This window comes from Leuconostoc mesenteroides subsp. mesenteroides ATCC 8293 (assembly GCF_000014445.1).
Lineage (GTDB): Bacteria > Bacillota > Bacilli > Lactobacillales > Lactobacillaceae > Leuconostoc > Leuconostoc mesenteroides.
This window is the reverse complement of sequence record NC_008531.1, coordinates 457,693-475,950: the sequence shown is the minus strand read 5'-3', so window position 1 is coordinate 475,950 and position 18,258 is coordinate 457,693. Positions and strand designations below refer to the sequence as shown.

The 18,258-nt window shown below is 38.5% G+C and carries 14 protein-coding genes; 3 read left to right on the top strand and 11 right to left on the bottom strand.

Annotated features, from left to right (window positions below; translation table 11 throughout):
* The first annotated feature begins 45 nt into the window (after positions 1-45).
* Both LEUM_RS02495 and treR read left to right on the top strand, forming a co-directional pair.
* Positions 46-1,392, top strand: coding sequence for an HD domain-containing protein (locus LEUM_RS02495; protein ID WP_011679346.1), 1,347 nt, complete (start codon positions 46-48; stop codon positions 1,390-1,392).
* Positions 1,393-1,401: 9 nt separating this feature from the next.
* Positions 1,402-2,124 (top strand): trehalose operon repressor, encoded by a 723-nt coding sequence (gene treR, locus LEUM_RS02490; protein WP_011679345.1) that lies wholly within the window; start codon positions 1,402-1,404, stop codon positions 2,122-2,124.
* 43 nt (positions 2,125-2,167) lie between these two features.
* On the opposite strand, the gene LEUM_RS02485 is transcribed toward treR, so the two are convergent.
* From LEUM_RS02485 to LEUM_RS02435, 11 genes are all read right to left on the bottom strand, one after another.
* The gene (locus tag LEUM_RS02485; RefSeq protein ID WP_011679344.1) at positions 2,168-3,817 is read right to left on the bottom strand and encodes an alpha,alpha-phosphotrehalase; all 1,650 of its coding nucleotides are present in this window, start codon (positions 3,815-3,817) and stop codon (positions 2,168-2,170) included.
* A 13-nt stretch (positions 3,818-3,830) separates the two neighbouring features.
* Positions 3,831-5,345 carry a PTS transporter subunit EIIC gene (locus LEUM_RS02480; RefSeq protein ID WP_011679343.1) on the bottom strand — a complete coding sequence of 505 codons (1,515 nt, stop codon included), beginning with the start codon at positions 5,343-5,345 and terminating at the stop codon, positions 3,831-3,833.
* A 2-nt stretch (positions 5,346-5,347) separates the two neighbouring features.
* Positions 5,348-5,833: a PTS sugar transporter subunit IIA gene (locus LEUM_RS02475; protein WP_010284928.1), complete on the bottom strand. Its 486-nt coding sequence runs from the start codon at positions 5,831-5,833 to the stop codon at positions 5,348-5,350.
* Positions 5,834-5,974: 141 nt separating this feature from the next.
* The gene (locus LEUM_RS02470; RefSeq protein ID WP_011679342.1) at positions 5,975-8,305 is read right to left on the bottom strand and encodes a Xaa-Pro dipeptidyl-peptidase; all 2,331 of its coding nucleotides are present in this window, start codon (positions 8,303-8,305) and stop codon (positions 5,975-5,977) included.
* Positions 8,306-8,377: 72 nt separating this feature from the next.
* On the bottom strand, positions 8,378-10,150 hold the full coding sequence (locus LEUM_RS02465; protein ID WP_011679341.1) for an oleate hydratase: 1,773 nt from the start codon (positions 10,148-10,150) through the stop codon (positions 8,378-8,380).
* Between the two features lie 142 nt (positions 10,151-10,292).
* On the bottom strand, positions 10,293-12,827 hold the full coding sequence (locus LEUM_RS02460) for a M1 family metallopeptidase (protein ID WP_011679340.1): 2,535 nt from the start codon (positions 12,825-12,827) through the stop codon (positions 10,293-10,295).
* An 81-nt stretch (positions 12,828-12,908) separates the two neighbouring features.
* Positions 12,909-13,853, bottom strand: a complete 945-nt coding sequence (locus LEUM_RS02455) for a phosphoglycerate dehydrogenase (RefSeq protein ID WP_011679339.1) — start codon at positions 13,851-13,853, stop codon at positions 12,909-12,911.
* Position 13,854: 1 nt separating this feature from the next.
* On the bottom strand, positions 13,855-14,817 hold the full coding sequence (locus LEUM_RS02450; RefSeq protein ID WP_011679338.1) for a sugar kinase: 963 nt from the start codon (positions 14,815-14,817) through the stop codon (positions 13,855-13,857).
* Between the two features lie 21 nt (positions 14,818-14,838).
* A complete protein-coding gene (locus LEUM_RS02445) occupies positions 14,839-16,116 on the bottom strand; it encodes a hypothetical protein (protein WP_011679337.1) in 1,278 nt (425 codons plus the stop codon).
* Positions 16,117-16,131: 15 nt separating this feature from the next.
* On the bottom strand, positions 16,132-16,875 hold the full coding sequence (locus LEUM_RS02440; RefSeq protein ID WP_011679336.1) for a sugar phosphate isomerase/epimerase family protein: 744 nt from the start codon (positions 16,873-16,875) through the stop codon (positions 16,132-16,134).
* Positions 16,876-16,885: 10 nt separating this feature from the next.
* Entirely contained in the window at positions 16,886-17,140 is a 255-nt protein-coding gene (locus tag LEUM_RS02435; protein WP_010286019.1) for a hypothetical protein, read from the bottom strand.
* 119 nt (positions 17,141-17,259) lie between these two features.
* On the opposite strand from LEUM_RS02435, the gene LEUM_RS02430 reads away from it, so the two are divergent.
* Complete coding sequence (locus tag LEUM_RS02430) at positions 17,260-18,249, top strand: LacI family DNA-binding transcriptional regulator (protein ID WP_041775228.1); 990 nt, start codon at positions 17,260-17,262, stop codon at positions 18,247-18,249.
* The last annotated feature ends 9 nt before the right edge of the window (positions 18,250-18,258 follow it).

Here is an 18,258-nt window from a genome sequence, read left to right as displayed (position 1 = left end):
AATCTAAAATCTATTATAATATAAGAAACGGCAAAAGGGCTTACTATGTTAAAAGAAAAATTACCTAAAGAAAAAGTACTGCGTGATCCAATCCATAACTTCATACATGTTGAAGATCCTATTATTTTAGATCTCATCAATACACCTGAATTTCAAAGGTTGCGCCGTGTAAAACAATTAGGTATAACAAGTTCTGTTTTTCATGGAGCAGAACATTCTCGCTTTGGCCATTCAGTCGGCGTCTATGAACTTGCTCGTCGTATCACGGAACGCTTTGAACAGTATTACAGTGATGTTTGGGAACCGAAAGAACGCCTACTAACGCTAGTAGCCGCACTGCTTCATGACATTGGTCATGGCGCCTTCTCGCATACCTTTGAACACTTATTTCATACAGATCACGAGGCGATGACTCGTGAGATTATTACGGGTGATACAGAAATCCACCGCGTCTTGGCTCAAGTTTCACCAGACTTTCCAAACAAAGTTGCCAGTGTTATCGCGAAAACTTATGAAAATCCACAAGTCGTTCAACTAATTTCTAGTCAAATCGATGTTGACCGAATGGATTATTTGCTACGTGATGCCTATTTTACTGGTACAAAATATGGTGAATTCGATATTGATCGAATATTACGTACTATGCAACCAACCCCTGATGGCATTGCCTTTGACATTGCTGGTATGCATGCCGTTGAGGATTATATTGTTTCACGTTATCAAATGTATTTACAAGTTTACTTCCACCCAGTATCTCGTGGCATGGAAGTCTTGCTAGAACATTTACTACAACGCGCACAAGAACTGTATCGCTCTAATACAACTAGCGAGTTTGCGGAAAACGATTTTGTTGGTCCGCTACTAGCGCCTTTATTTAGCGACAAAAAACTAACTTTATCTGAATATTTAAAGCTCGATGATAATGTTTTTATGACCTATATTAATATTTGGCAATCACATTCTGATCCCATTTTGTCTGATTTATCACAACGTTTCATGGGACGTCGCCCACTAAAATCAATGGAAATCACCGACGAAACGGCCCCACTGCTTGAAGAACTCGAGCAACTTGTGGATAATGCTGGATTTAATCCTAGATTTTACACGGCGCGTAATAATGCCTATGACTTGCCTTATGATGATTACAAACCAAATGTCGCCAAGCCCAGGACACAAATTGACTTTTTGTTAGCCGATGGTTCACATCGTGAATTATCAGATATGTCCACATTAGTTGCAGCTATTAAAGGTAAGGCCTCCATAGATCAGCGCTTCTTTTTCCCAAAGGAAATGCTCAATATTGAACCAGACGAGTTATTCGCAGATACGTTCAAAAAATTCCGTAGTTTTATTCGTAACAATGCATTAACTACACCAAATCCAGAATCCTAAAGGTTCAACATGATTCCATTATACTTTAAAATATATCAGCAGATTAAAGATGACATTCGTGACCATACTTACCCCGCTGGTTCTTTTCTACCCAGCGAAAATGAGTTGGTGACTCAATTTCAAACATCTCGCGATACAATCCGTAAAGCGCTCGCAAAATTAGACGAAGAGGGACTTATTCAAAAACAGCGTGGTAAGGGGTCACAAGTCATTTCTCATCAGTTACGTCACTTTCCAATCAGTGGGCTCACCAGTTTTCATGAATTGGAAGAGCTGCAACACTTCCATGTTGTTACTGAGGTTCCTGTATTCGAACATCTTACCGTCACAAAAAAGACTCAGAAAACAACTTTATTTCCTGTTGGCACCCCTTTATATCATATTGTTCGTGTTCGCATTATCGACGGTATCTATAGTGTTATTGACGAAGATTATATCCGTGCAGACATTGTTCCTGGCCTCACTAAAGACATAGCTAAGCATTCTATTTATGCTTATATTGAGAATACCCTACACTTGTCGGTTGCCTATGCTGAAAAAACAATTACTGCCGAACTAGTTACAGCAATGGATCGCAAATTATTGGTCGGCTTGCCTGAGGACGAAAATCGATTAATCCAAGTTGAAAGCCAAGGTCACTTAACTGACACAACATATTTTCAACGCACTATTGCAAGACATAGACCTGATCAATTTCAGTTTAATGAATTTGCACGACGACAAACAACTTAAAACAACTGCTCAAATACTAAGTACTTGAGCAGTTGTTTTTTATTTAGTAAGCAATTGCAAAACTTTCATAGGGTTTCAAAAGCATTGTCCCCGAAACAGGTTGCGCTGGATAGTTAGTAACCAACACTTGACCATTTTTAACAATCTCATCAGAAATAGATATTGACACTGGCGTTTCACCAAAATGTGTAACAACCAAAATATGTTTTCCTGCTAATTGTCGTTCAAAGGCAATGATTTCTTCAGATTCCTCATACTTTGGTGTATAGTCACCATCAGCAATCACTTCATTTTCTTGACGTAAACGAATCAAATTTTGGTAAAATGCATACAAACTGTCAGCTGATTTTTCATCTTGAGCAACATTAATTTGTTCGTAATTCGCATTTTGTAGCCATGGCTCATGCGTTGAAAAACCAGCATAATCCTCATTGCGCCATTGCATTGGAACACGTGAGTTATCGCGTGATTTTGTTTGAACAATTTCAAAAGCTTGTTGTTTCGTCAACCCCTGCTTCAATAGCATTTGATAAGCATTTTTACTTTCAACATCAACATACGTTTCAATTTTATGATACGTTGGATCAATCATGCCAATTTCTTCGCCCATATACACATATGGTGTGCCTCGGTTTAAATGAACAAGCATAGCCAACATTTTGGCACCGACACGATAATATTTTGGTGTTTTAATGAAACGGTTTATTGCCCGTGGTTGATCGTGATTGTTCCAGAACCAAGCTGGCCAACCGTGATTCTCCATTAATCCTTGACTCCACTCATGCCAAATATGACGCAATGATTCAAACTCATAAGGCACTTTTGTCCACTTGTTACCATGATCATAATCAACTTTTAGATGATGAAAGTTGAACCCCATGCTTAACGCCTTGTTATCAGGATTTGTATATGCAGCTGTATTTTGCACAGTAGTTGAACTTAATTCACCTACAGTAATGACATCAGGATATTTCCCAAAAGTGGCTGCGTTCATCTCCTGTATATAGTCTTGGACGATTGGTGTATCAGTATATAAAAACTTTCCGCCGTTATCAGTTTCATCATCAACTAGTACTTCAGATTTACCGATTACATTAATCACATCAAATCGGAAACCACGAACCCCCTTTGCTAACCAAAAATTTAAAACATCATAGAGCTCTTGACGAACTGCTGGATTATGCCAATTTAAATCAGCTTGTGTTGGATCATATAAGTGAAGGTAGGCTAAATTAGTATCACCAAATTTAGCCCACGCCGAACCACCAAACTTCGATACCCAGTTAGTTGGCTCATGTCCATCATCACGGTAAGGTCGCAAGTAATAATAATCTTGATACTTTTGATCACCTGCAAGCGCTTTTTGGAACCAAGTATGATCAGTTGAGGTGTGATTGAATACCATATCCAACATAATACCCATATGGTATGTTTTAGCTTCTTTGACCAAGTTCTCAAAATCAGTCATCGTACCAAATAATGGATCAATCGCCGTATAATTACTTATATCATAGCCATTATCATTTTGTGGGGATGGAAACACTGGGTTCAACCATATCATGGTAACTCCCAGCTTTGCCAAGTAGGGCAGCCTTTGAATGATACCAGGCAAATCACCTACACCATCCCCATTACTGTCTTGAAACGATTTGGGATAAACCTGGTAAACAACATGTTTTCCTAATTCAGTCATAATCTTCTATCCCTCACTTTGAAATGGCATCTTTGAAGACGTTCTTCTTTTCAACTTGTGCGGCTGCTTGTTCCGTGTCGCTGTCTTTAAATCCCCATAGATAAACTGCTACAAACGAAACGGCAATTGTTGCTGCTGAGGCGATAACGAAAATCAATAAGTTATTAGGATTATCTTGTGGAGAAGCAAATGATGGGAAACCAATTAATGAGCCGGTGAAACCATACATATGAAGATTGAATAGTCCGGCAATCAAACCACCTGTGGCACCACCTAAGTTAGCCATCCAGAACACTCGACCATATTTCAAATTAATACCATACATGGCAGGCTCAGTAATTCCAGCAAAGGCTGACAACGCACCAGCACCGGCCAAACCTTTCAAGTTAGCAATCTTAGTTTTTGCAAAGACTGCTAATGCACCAGCACCTTGTGCAATCATTGTGAAGTTAACCAGCGCATTCAATTGTGACTGCCCTGTTTGCGCAATTTCGTTAGCAATTAGCGGCACAACCATCCAATGCAATCCGAAAATAACTAATACTTGATACAAACCTCCGATAACCAAACCAGATAATGCGTAGTTAAAGTTAAGCAACGCATTAATAGCAACAGATATACCGGATGAAATCATTGTAATTGCGGGTCCCATGATTACTAATACAACAGAACCAACAATAAATATAGTGATTAAAGGTTGGAAGATTGATCGAATTGAAACTGGCAAATGGTCCTTTAGCCAATTCCCAATGGGACGTGCCAACCAAGCTGCAAAAATAATTGGGAAAATTGAATAAGCATAGTTAGGAATTGTAATTGGTAAACCAAAGAAATGTGCGTTGATTGGCATACCTAACAACACACCTGAAGCCTTTGCTGCTGATAACCCAATCATTTCTGGTTTAACTAACAGCGCACCAATCGCCGCCACAACCAAAGGATCTGATTTTAACTGCTGCGCTGCTGTAAATCCGACTAACACTGGTAAAAAGTAAAATGGTGCCATCGCCATCGACTGAATAATCGTAAACGTATCTGACTTGGTACTAATTAAACCAAGCAAATTTGGATCTGACAATAAAGTCAGAAATCCATTTAACATACCACCTGCTGCTAATAATCCAATCACCGGAATCATTGATCCAGTGATTGTACCAATTAGCGTTTGGAATGCACCTTTAAACCAGTCAAGTACATTTTTTGGCTTTTGCTCTTTGGCTTTTGTTGCTTCTACTGCTGCATTCGTTGCTTCGTTGTCCACTACACTTGATCCTAGATGCTCGACAACCTTATCGTAGACGTCAGCAACTGCTGGTCCGATAACTACTTGATACTGTCCCAACGCGCTGTTATAGACGGCACCAGCTATTCCTGGTACTTTTGACATTTCTTCTGTATTGGCCTTAGTTTCATCATTTAAATAGAAACGCAAGCGTGTAATACAATGTATCACTTTATCAACATTGTCCTTACCGCCCACATTTTTAATGATGTCTTGAGCCATGCCTTCATAATCTTCCTTAGCCATAATTAGTCTCTCCTTGCCTTAGCACTACCCAACTGTTGTCCTGCAACTGCTGGTCCATAATGAACTGTGATTGATTCTAATTTATCTGCTGTATTTGTAATCAACACTAGCGTTGTTTTTGGAAGACCAGCTTCTTCCACTTGCTCCCAGTTGACTGTTACCAGGTCATCACCTGCATCAACAATATCGCCTTCTTTCACTGCCGTTGTAAATGGTTTGCCATTTAAAGAAACGGTATCGATACCTATATGCACTAACAGCTCTAGGTCGTCAAAGCGTTTCAAACCAACAGCATGACCTTGAACCATCGTCACCTTCCCAGAAACCGGGGAAACAATTTTTGAAGCATTAGGTTCGACTGCATATCCATCACCCATCATTTTCTGTGCAAAAACAGGATCCGAAACCTTGTCTAAAGGAATTACTTCACCGGTTACTGGTGCGTAAACGTGCTCATCTTCGCTTATTTTTTTCCCAAATCCAAACATAGCCTTCTCCTTTAATTAAACAACTTGTACGTACTAGTTACTATCTTAAGGATAACACAATCCGGCAATTATGTAAACGGTTACAATTGAAAACATGAAGCCTATCTTAATTACAAGATAAAACTTCATGTTTTATAGTTATTATTTACAAGTGAATGGTACATCTAGCGAACTCTTTGATAAATCTATAGTGTACGCGATGGATTGGTTTCCCCGAATTGTCATTTCAAAATCTGTCGCATATATAATTAATCCCAATTGATGTCCTGGTCTCATTTTGTAGTAGGTTGGTTGTAACTCAAAATGTAAATCGACATATTGATTGGGCCATAAGTCATCATTTTGACGAGGACTTGTCCGATTCTGTAGATTAATATGACCAATAGTAATCATCTTGTAAGAAGATTTTTCGGATTCAAACGACATCAAATCTGTCGGACTAAAATTCACACCACGGTCAATCACCACTCCTTGGTTAGTAGGTGTTTCTTTGAGATATGTGTCATTCCCATAGTCGACAACCATTGCACTGATTAATCCTATATTCTGTGATGATTTCACTCGCAGGTTTAATAAGATTTCCCCATCTACTGTTCGTTCGCTCGTATAAGTTTCGCTCTTAAATATCTGATTTGTTGGCAATTTTCCAGTAATCGTGTCGTCACGCCATTTATCAAAATGCTCGCAGTAATAAGCGAACTGATTTTCAGGTAACCAATCCTTAAAATTGAGTTCACCGCTATTTTGATTGGTGGTAAGCACATTATTACCAATATAGTACTTACCTTTTTTGCTTGCTCCCCACTCATCTAGGACATGCCAAGCATCTTCTGTAGAGTTGTCTTGCCATATAACGGTAGGTAATATTTCGTTAGCTTTGACATCTTTATCCAATAATTTCTCAGTCAACCAAAGATTCATCTGATCTGAAAAATCCAAAGAGCGATTGTTGTTGATATAGATATGTTGGCCTTGGTGTAAATATATTTTCTTAACGTTTGGTAAATCGCGGAGTGCTGACCATAATTGATAAACTTGCCGTGGTTTAACATTCCAATCGTTTAGACCATGAACCATTATCATATCCACTTTAATATTCTTGACTTGATTTAAATAATTACGTGTATCCCAGTAGTAGTCATAATTGCCATTTACACGGTCAGTGAACTTTTCAGTATTCGCTTGAAAATCATCCCACTGGTTTTTAGTTTTTAACCAGTCAGCTGGATCTTTTATCCGTGAATATACTAATTCGGCTAATACATCCATATCTTCACCTGGAAAGCCACCGGGTGCGACAACCAGACCATTGTCTCTGTAATATTGATACCAATTAGAGATAGCAGCCTCAGAAATAACCGTTTTTAAACCAGAAACTCCTGTGGTGGCAACTGCCGTAGCCAAAGTTCCCAAATAAGAGCGTCCCGTCATAGCAATATTGTGATTTGACCAATTAGCTACAATGGCAATATTACTTGTGCGATCAGTAAAGGCCACTCTATTACCAGCTAACCATTCAACAACATTTTTCATTGATTCAACTTGCTCGGGAGATCCAGTATCCTGCATACCATCAGAATGACGTGTGCCAATACCTGCAGCGTAAACAACTGCATAGCCACGAGACAAAAAATACTGATTCAAATCAACGGGTTTCCCTGCTTCTTGAGTAAAAATCACAGAAGCTTCTTCAGCGTAACCATTAATTTGACGTGCAAGCGGTTTTGCCACAGTCTCTTCCATCTGATTCAAATTACTCAGGGCTGATTGATGCGTGTCCTTTCTTGTTAACGGTACGTTAACGTCATGAACCTTGGCGTCGTTTCCTTTTTCGTTTAAACCTTGATAATAAGGTGATGCTGTAAATAGAACCGGTAATTTTTCATTTGTATTTGGTCTTATAATATCTACTTGGACTAAATCAAATCGCCCGTCATTATCAGTATCAACAGAAGTTTCCACCCAAACCGACTCACGGATTAAATCGTTTGTATTATAGGTTGGCAAAGACTTACCATTAAAGAGTAGGCGATGATTATTAGATTCAAAATATCCTTGGCTTGCCAGCTCATCAATAAATAACAAACCATTATTTGTGTGGCTGTTTAGCAACTCATACCATGCGTGACGTAAATTATTTACCGTCGCTATTGGTAAACCTAATTGCCGAAATGTAGCCACCCCATTATATCCGTTACCCGCCAAGGCCTCCGTAAATCCTAGCAGTTGGGCAGCAATACAATAAAAGACGGCTTGTGTGAGTGGTTGCTTTGTTTCTAAGAAAAGAAAAATATTTTGCTCATCGGTGGCGACATGTTCCCGTAACCAGTCATTTTGGGCTTCATAAGTTTTATAATTTGTCAAAGCACGTCGCAATAGTGTTTCAAAGTCTTCACTATTAAAACCAACAGCTCTTAGCTCTTCTAATTCGGTTGCTGAATCAACAGCAATTCGACCATATTGATTAATCATAATACACCTTTTATTGTTTTTATCTCATTATACGACAAAAGCACTCATCTGCGGACGAGTGCCTGACAAAGTTTATAATAAGTGTGCTTCTGCCAATAATTCTTCTAACCAAGTACCTTTAATTTTCTTAAGTCCAACTTTTTGTATTAGTTTAGGAATTGGCAAATCCATTTCGCTCAGTGGCTTTTTATCATTCATATAGTACATAGCTCGCAATAATTCTCTAATATCGTAGATTGAATTAAAGACTTCTGGTACACCACGCTCAACATCTAGCAAGCTATATACAGCCTCCATAGCAGTCCGTACTGAATATTCCGTAGTAAAGACTGTATCTCGCGAAGGTGACTCAGCAAAGTTTCCAATAAATGCCAAATTGACAGAGCCATCCGGAATTACTTTTGGACGATCACCCATGACACGTGGCATAAAATAACTTGTAATAAACGGCATGTACACTGGAACAGTGTTAATTGATTCTTGCTGTGCTAATTGATTAATTTTACTTTTAGGGACACCTAGGTGGTACAAAAATTCTTGTGTAATTTCTTGACCAGAAGACTCTACAATAGTCCTCTTAACATAGTTACCAGGAACATCAGAATATAGTCCGTAAATCCAAACTGTTGTTTCATTGGGCTTTTGTTGCTTAAAATGTGGTTGACGATGGACAGCAAAACTCATCAACCAGTTTGAATCGGTAATGGTTACAATGCCACCGGTATTGATTTTACCGTCATGCAGATCCCTCTTGGTAAGTCGTTCAATATAGGGATCAATTTCAGTATTTTTAATTGTTGCTGTTGCTGAAACAAACCAACTTTTTGCTGGTAAGTTTTGATAAAACACACTTGGATGACCAAATTCGTCTGATTGTTCAGCTAATTTTTCCCACAAACGCCACGACCCACCGGGTTCGTTTGTCACTGGCGCTGGTTCAAAATGGCTCCCATAGGTCGTACTTTCAGTAATGGAACCGTTCGTTATGAAAACTAAATCATTTGCTGTAAGCTGTTTAGTTTCTGGCTTCCCTGCAACAGTGAGCTGTAACTCCTTGACAACTTTATTGCCGTGATCAAAATTCACCATGACATTATCAACCGTAGAATCAAACTGTACGTCAACACCATGATCTTCGAGATACTTGATCAAAGGCAAGACCATCGAATCATATTGATTATATTTATTGAACTTCAATGCAGAAAAATCCGGTAACCCATCAATATGGTGAATGAAGCGCATTGCATAACGTCTCATCTCGATTGCTGAATGCCACTTTTCAAAAGCAAACATTGTTGCCCAATATATCCAAAAATTGCTTTTGAAAAAGTCTTCTGAAAAATAATCTTCAATCGTCGTTGTGCCTAATTTTGCTTCAGGCGTCATAATCAATTTAATAATTTCTTCAGATGATTTACCTAACGTATAGTCACCGTCGTTTGGCACACGATTTCCACGATCGTAAATCAACCGACAATTTGATGAATTAGGATCATCCTTATCCAGCCAATAATACTCATCAAGGTAAGAGGCTCCAGGGATTTCCAATGATGGCACTGAGCGATATAAATCCCATAAACACTCAAAATGATTTTCCATTTCACGGCCGCCACGTGTGACAAAACCAACATTAGGTCGTTGAATACCATCCAATGAACCACCAGCCAGTGGGAGTTCTTCAAATATATGAATTGACTCTCCCTTCATATGACCGTCACGAATAAGAAATACTGCAGTAGCCAATCCTGCTAGCCCCGAACCGACAATATATGCTGATTTCTGATCTACGTTCTTCGGCTTGCGTGGTGTTGCAAATGCTTCATAATTACCATTGCTATAATACATCGTGATCCCCTTTCTAATAGAAAACGCTTTCAATACAACCCCATTCTACTCTAAGTCGGTATTAATTAGCAATTCAAAAGGATTACCACAAAATGATTTATATCAAAAAAGCAAACATATAACCGTTTGCTTTTTAACTAGTTTATTTTATAGCCTCAGAAATGGCTTTATTCACACCATCCTTTTCAGCTGCGATTAAACCAACACGGCTTGAGATTACTTTAATGTCCATAGTAATTTCCCGTGTTAATCCAGGCGTATTCAACTTAGGTTCAAAGAACGCCTTAAATTCAGCTAGTCGCTCTGGTGTATGGAACACAATGGCAATAACAGTAATATACATCGTAAATTCCATGTCACCACCGATCGTATCTTCTAGCCACTGCCACTGCTCACGAACCCAATCCCAGACTAACTGCTGACTTTTATCATTAACTAGCAAGCCATAGACCCAACCACGGAGGTCTTGCGGTTTAATCGTGTCAGCGTCCTTTAGCTGATCAATCAATTTTACAATTAAATCTGGCTTTGGGGTACTAGTTAAGGCCGAACGTAAGTCAGCTTTGTAATTAGCATCAGAGGATTTTCGGTAAGTAGTTAACAGTTGTTCAAACAATGACGTGTTGCCAAAGTGCTTCAATTCATTGGCGAGTACAAAGTGACGAATATCAGCAGATAGGTTTTGTAGATTATCACTGTTTTTCTCAAATAATTCATGAGCCGTTGCAATTGTATCAGGATTTTCTGCATACAAAGAAGCATTCAAAACATAAGGACGTGTGAGCTGATTGTCGTATGATTCACCGCTTTGACCGGCCCAGCCCAAGCGTTTTACTTGTTTTCTACTTAGTACATCATAGAATTCCTTCAAAGCTTTTTCTTCAGCTGAATTTGGTGTAACAAATTTCTTCAAGTCTGAAAGAATACTATATAGTACTGCATTAACCAACATGGCATCTTTGTGCGCAAAATTGACCAGCAGTGGCACGATATCAGCATAGGTAATTTGCCTACCATCAGCTAGCAAATGTAGATCCTGAAGAATTTGTCTTTGCGAAATATTATCCAATTCATCAAGATGTTCTAAAATATCTTTTAGTAATTGGGCATCATATTTAACAACAAAATGCGAATCATTACCGTCATTCAGCCTAAAAGGTGTGCCAACTGATTCACGTAATTGAGCATAATCACCAATCACTACACGCTTACTGGATAGTATTTGGGGTGCCACATCATAGTTACTGTTTAAGGGTATTTGCCACTGACGGTCACTTTCTTCGTATTCACCAATGAAAAACTGTTCTTGAGATATGGTTAACTGGCCATCAATAACTTTTGCTGAAACCACTGGATATCCTGGTTGTTCCAACCAAGAATCCATCACTGCTTTAATATTTTGACCTGAAGCTTCACCCAAAGCCTCCCACAAATCAGCTCCTGCTGCGTTTGCATAGCGATGACGAGCAAAGTATCTTTTTAGTCCTTCACGTAAGGCCTTATCCCCAATCAAAGAACGAACCATCACCAACAGTCTTGCCCCTTTGGCATAAACAATTGCTGGATCAAATAAAGCATCAATATCAGCTGGGTGTTCTACTTGAGTGTGGACTGATTGTACGCCATCTGTGCTATCTCTCTTCAATGCTGAAACAACATCACTTGTTTGGAAGCTTTCCCAAATGTGCCAATCAGGCTCAATGGCATCAATTGCCACATACTCCATCATATTAGCAAAGCTTTCATTGAGCCACAAATCATCCCACCATTTCATCGTGACTAAGTCGCCAAACCATTGATGCGCTAATTCGTGAGCAATAACTGTGGCAACAATTTGTTTGGTATTCAACGCTGAATTTTCAGGATCAAGCAATACATAAGCTTCACGATAAGTTACTAATCCCCAGTTTTCCATTGCTCCTGCAGAGAAATCAGGCAAGGCTAGTTGCCAAGAATGTGGTAATGGGTAAGGTGTCTGATAAAAATCTTCGAAAAACTCAATCGATCGTTTAGCAATGTCTAGTGCAAAATCCAATTCTTTGGGAGCATGTGCCTTGGTAGAAAATACACCAACTTTTACCCCTGTGTTAGTAACCGTTTGCTTACTTTGTAATTCACCAAAGGCAAAGGCCACTAAATAAGTTGACATCCGCACTGTTGTATCAAAATAATGTACGCCATTTTCTGTGCGTATCTCTGGCATATTGGCTAAAATTGTTTCATTTGGTTGTTCATCAAACTTGATTGATAAATCAAATGTCGCTTTAGCTTCCGGTTCGTCCACACTTGGAAAAGCTTGACGAGCAAAACTTGTTTCAAATTGTGTACCGATAATTTGTTTTTTAACACCATCTAGCTCGTAATACGAAGGATAAATCCCCATCATTGTGTCGGTTAACGTCGCCTTATAAGTCACAGTGATATCTATCTGACCAATAGTTTCTGTCGAAATTTTAATCAAATCAGCGTTATCATCAATGACAAAAGGAATCTCTTTTTCATTAATGTGAACAGACTGAATTTGCAAATTTTTTTGATGTAAGGCAATATTGTTGACTAGTGCATTACCACTAATCTTTGTTCTACCATTAAACTGTTTCGTCTCACGATTAATATCTAAATAGATATCATAGTGTTCAGGTTGAAAATTATTATAAAGCCGTGTGAATTGAGTCATGTTTTCTCCTGTAATCTATTAGAATAGCTACATTATACACCTTGAAATTAAAAAACGACTTTTAATCAGTCGTTTTTCTAGTTATTTACCAATTTTATTCACAGCTGATTCTGGGTTCTTGCCAGATAATACCCGAACAATGTCATTGGTTGCATCAACCGCCATACGCGCCTTAGTTTCAACAGTATTAGAAGCAATATGTGGTGTGAGCAAAACATTTTCCAATGCAACTAATGGGTTTGTAACAGGCAATGGCTCTTCTTCAAAAACATCTAAAGCCGCACCAGCTATCTCACCCGATTTCAGAGCCAAGACCAAGTCAGATTCAACCAGAATAGAACCACGAGCCATATTAATTAGAAATGCGTCATTTTTCATTAACTTAAACTCATCTGCGCCAATTGAATGCTGAGTCTCAGGTAATGCCGGCAAATGGACCATCACATAGTCGGCAGTTTTAAAAATCGTTTCACGATCAACCAATTCAACACCAGGCACATCCTTGGCAAAGGGATCAAAGGCAATGACCTTAACATCAAACCCACTTAATTTTTTAGCAACTTGCTGACCAATACGACCAAATCCTAAGATACCAACAGTTTTTCCTTCAATATCACGGCCTGGGTGTGCCTTTCGATAATTCCAATTATCATCATGAATTGCTTTTGAATCTTGATATAAGTTCTTGCTGATAGCTAATAACTCAGAGACAGCCGTTTCAGCAACTGATCCTGATAAAGCTTTAGGTGTGTTCACAACATAGATACCGCGCTGGGTTGCAGCATCCACGTCAACAGCATCATAACCAACGCCGTTACGTGCAATAACCTTTAAATTTGGCATAGCGTCCATTATATCTGCATCAAACTTTTGTGTACCAATCAATACAGCACTTGCCTCTACCCCTTCAGCCTTCATCTTTTCATGATCACGACCAGAACCAACAACTACTTCTAATCCTGCTTCTTCAAGAATCTTTTTCCCAACTGCTGGAATATCATCTGGTAAGAATACTTGTTTTGTCATATTATGCCTCTTTCTTATTATCTGCCAAAAATGCTTCTAGTTCTTCCTGTGTTGGGTACCCATCGTTGTCACCCGGTGTTTGAACTTGTAGAGCACCTACAGCGTTCCCCCGTCTTACAGCATCTGCCATGGTCAATCCTTCAATCAAACCGGTAATCAAGCCAAGCGCAAATCCATCCCCTGCGCCAACAGTATCAACGACCTTTTCAACCTTAAACCCATTAACAATGTAACTCTCACCGCTCTTGTTTTTGACATAGGCTCCATCAGAACCAATTTTGACAACGACAGTTTGTGTGCGGTCACTATTATTCAGATAAAAATCGGCGATGGTCTCTGGGTCTCTTGATCCAATTAGGATTTCACCTTCATCAATACCAGGTAAAACAATTTCACCATATTTTGCTAAATCATTGATCGTTTCAATCATCACTTCTCTAGACTCCCATAAAGCAGGGCGTAAGTTTGGATCAAATGTTGTTCTAATACCATGATCAATTAATTGTTCAGCAAAATAACGGAATGCTTCACGTGCTTGAAGCGAAATTGCGGGGAAAATCCCTGATAAATGGGCTATCTTTACATCGGAAAAATCAACTTGATCAATTAACGATTTGTCAAAGTGTGCCGCAGCTGAATTTCTGCGAAAATTAAAAGTTGATGGATCTCCTTGATCAACTAATTCTTTTAACTGAAACGCCGTCCAATTGCCTTCATCTGTAGCAATATAATGATTACCAACATTATAACGCGCTATTTCCTTAATCGTAAATTGACCCAACGGATCTGCACCAACCTGAGAAATGTATTCCGTGTTATGACCTAATCGAGTAGCACCGATCATGACATTTAGTTCAGCACCACCCAAAAATTTATAGTAATTAATACTATCAACTAAACCCTTATTTAAGTCGGTGGAAGCAAACGTCACTACCGGTTCACCTAATGTTAAAATTTCACTCATCTTGTTTCTCCTAACTCCTTTTTAATGTCCAAAAAAGCCATAAACCAATAGTTCGTTCACAAACGATACTACCCACATCACTGGTATGCCCATTTTTAAGTATTCCTTTGTTTCCAACTTTGAATAAGTTAGCGCCCATGTATTCCATGACTGTGTTAAATCAATGGAAACTGCCATAATACTTGCCGTGTAAAGAAGTGGTAGCAAAAATATTGGTTGGAAAGTACCTGTAGCAGCTAAAACTGCCGCCGTAGCCGCTCCGGCACCCCAAACATGCAAAGGTCCGCGGAACAAAGCCAATGGTGCTAATATACCAATGGCAATTGCCAAAACCAATGGACTACTTGGTAAAATAACTTCAATCATGCTTTTAAAATGGGGCACGTTCATAGTAGCTGCGCCGGCAAACATAACCAATGCCATCAAGAATATGATCAAACCAGAAATATCATTGATTGCTTGTGAAACTGTTTTGTTGATAAAAGCAACTAATCCTTTATAAGATTTCATTTGCCCTGTCAATAACAACGCAATAATAGTTGCCAATAACAGAGCAGGAATAGCATCCCAATGGAAGAACATATTCAAGGCCACCGGTAAAACAGGGATGATAAATGTAATTGGATGCGTTTTCTGGAAGGTTGCTTGTTTACTGTCATCAATTGTTTCAATTTCACCATTTTTGATGCTTTTACTATTAAGCAATATGAAGACAATAACGCCTAATAATTGAACCCCCATGGCTGCTAATCCAAAAATCAAGTATTTTCCCGAAAAACTAACTGACGGGAAGAACGCTTTTATTTGATTAAATAGGACTACGTTAATGTACATTGGCGCACCAATAGCCATTGTGAATGCTGGAATGGCGACCTTTTTAGGGACCCCAATCGACAACAAGATTGGAATTAATATAACACCAATGGCGATAACCGAACCAACGCCGTATGCCGACGAGAAAATCAATGCTGTGACGAGCACAACTAATATCGTTGCAAAAATAGGCGCTTTTCGTCCAACTCTTTCAGTCTGCGCCGAAATGGATCCAGCTATACCAGAATCAACTAGTACACGACCAAACCAAGAACCAAAAACAATGTAAATAATTGTTGGTCCATAATTCAATGCTGGCTCTGCAATAACCTTTTGAACAACTTGGTCGAAAGGTACCAGCCCAATAACAGACCAGAGAAGCGCCATTACAAAGAAACCAATAACTAAATTGCCACCCTTAACAATGTAATAGATAAAGCCTACGAATGTTAGTAAGAGCAAAATACTAATAATTATATTAGTCATAAGTCTTACACCCCTTTAATTAAAGATGGCGAGTGCCTGAACGCCATCTTGTATAACTTTGTCATTAACTGTTGGATATTCAACCGCTACGGGAACGTTGCTTGGCAAGATGTTCAAAATTGATTGCCATGCAATATCTCCTTCATTAAGCGGTACGGTTACCAAATTATCACCGTGTCCTTGATCATCTTTAACATGAATATAGCGTACATACTGTGTTAGTTTTTCAGCTGCCACAACTTCGTCTTCACCAACATAACGCCAATTACCCATATCATAAACATAGCGAATATCTAAATTATTTTCGGTAACAGCAGACATAAACTTTTCAATCGCTTTTATTTTTCCCGAAACTTGGGTTTGATCATTTTCAATATTTGTTTGAATGCCGCGCGCTAATAATTGGTTTAATTCAGACACATCTTCCGAAGATAACGTTTCGAAATCTCCAATATTAAATTTAATTGCATAAATGCCAAGCGCCTGTGCTTCATTATAGTATTGTGCCAATTTTGGATTAAGACGATGGTTCACAAATACCTCATCTGGTACGGAATAAAATAACCGCAACTTGTTATCAACTGCATATTGTGCAATGGCTGGAGTTTCTTTAACAATGTCATCAAAGTACTCCCGTCGTAATTCAACCGATGAGACACCGAAAGACACAGCTTTTTTTAACATTTCAAGTTGTTGCATTCCCTTCTCATGATCATTCATGAATACTAAATTATTTAAAACAATTTGTTCTTTTCTCATTATCCGCTCCTCAATACTTGTTTAGTTCTGTTACATGTTTCAATAACTCGTCAAATCCTAAATCTGATAGATTAGGTTGTGACCGATCAAAGTTTTCGCCTTCAATTTTATTAAATTTTTCAACTAGAAAGTAAGCAGATAGATAGGCCGCAAGTTGTTGTTTAGCCATACCCTCAAGATTTTTAGCATCAAAATTTAGTTTAAAAGATTCAAGAAATTGTAACGCAAACTTTTCTGGATCAATATGTAACTGCTCTTTTTCCATTTTTCCATCCCTTTATTTTTATTACGTGTATCGTTTTCGGAAACCGGTTTACATGATATATTGTAAACGCTTCCAAATATTTGTCAACCCCTTTTTTTAATTTGTCGTATAATGTTCTCATGAGTAAAAAAGTGACCATCAACGTTATAGCTGAAATGGCAAGGGTTTCAAAGACAACTGTTTCCCGTTTTTTAAACGGGAAATTTGATAATATGTCAGAAGCAACAAAAGAACGTATTGCTGAAACAATTGCTGAATTAGATTATCATCCTAGTCGCCAAGCACAAGCCTTAAAAGCCAAGAACTCTCTGTTAATCGGTATCTCTGTAGCAGATATTTCCAATATGTATACCTCGCGTCTTTTAAAAGGCATCAGTGATTATTTTCAAAATACAATCTATCAAGTTTTGATTATGGACGGCGACAATTCAATTGAACGTGAATATAGTAATTTGGAAAAGATGGTCACCGAAAGGATCGACGGTATTATCTTACAACCATTGGTTCACCAACCTGATCACTACCAACTATTAATTGATGAAAATATCCCCGTTGTTCAAGTTGATCGTTATACTGAACCATTTACTTGGCCAGCAGTGGTATCGGATAATTTTCAAAAATCACTAGAAGTGGCAGATCTAATGAAATCAAAAAATTACGAAGAAATTATTGTTTTATCCAATCATATCAACGGTGTGTCTAGCCGTATGAATCGTTACAATGGCCTAAAAACTGGTATTGAAAACACAAATATTACAATTAAACTAATCGAAATTGATGACAATAAGGACTGGCAAAACACACTACAATCCATGCTTGAATCACCCACAAAAAAAGCGCTGTATGCGCTCAATGGACAAGTCTTGTGGGAAATTGTTCGATTTTTAAAGAAACATCATATTGCTATACCTGATGATGTTGGTGTAATTGGTTATGATGATGACATGTTTGCTGACATGATTTCACCCGAAATTACTTCTGTATCACAAAATCCCCAAGAAATAGGTCGAACGGCTGCAGCCAACTTAATGCAGATTATGAATGATAAAACCACTTTGTCCAAAACAATTCGAATCCCGTCAACAATCCAAATGAGAGAATCTCTTTGACTAGAACTA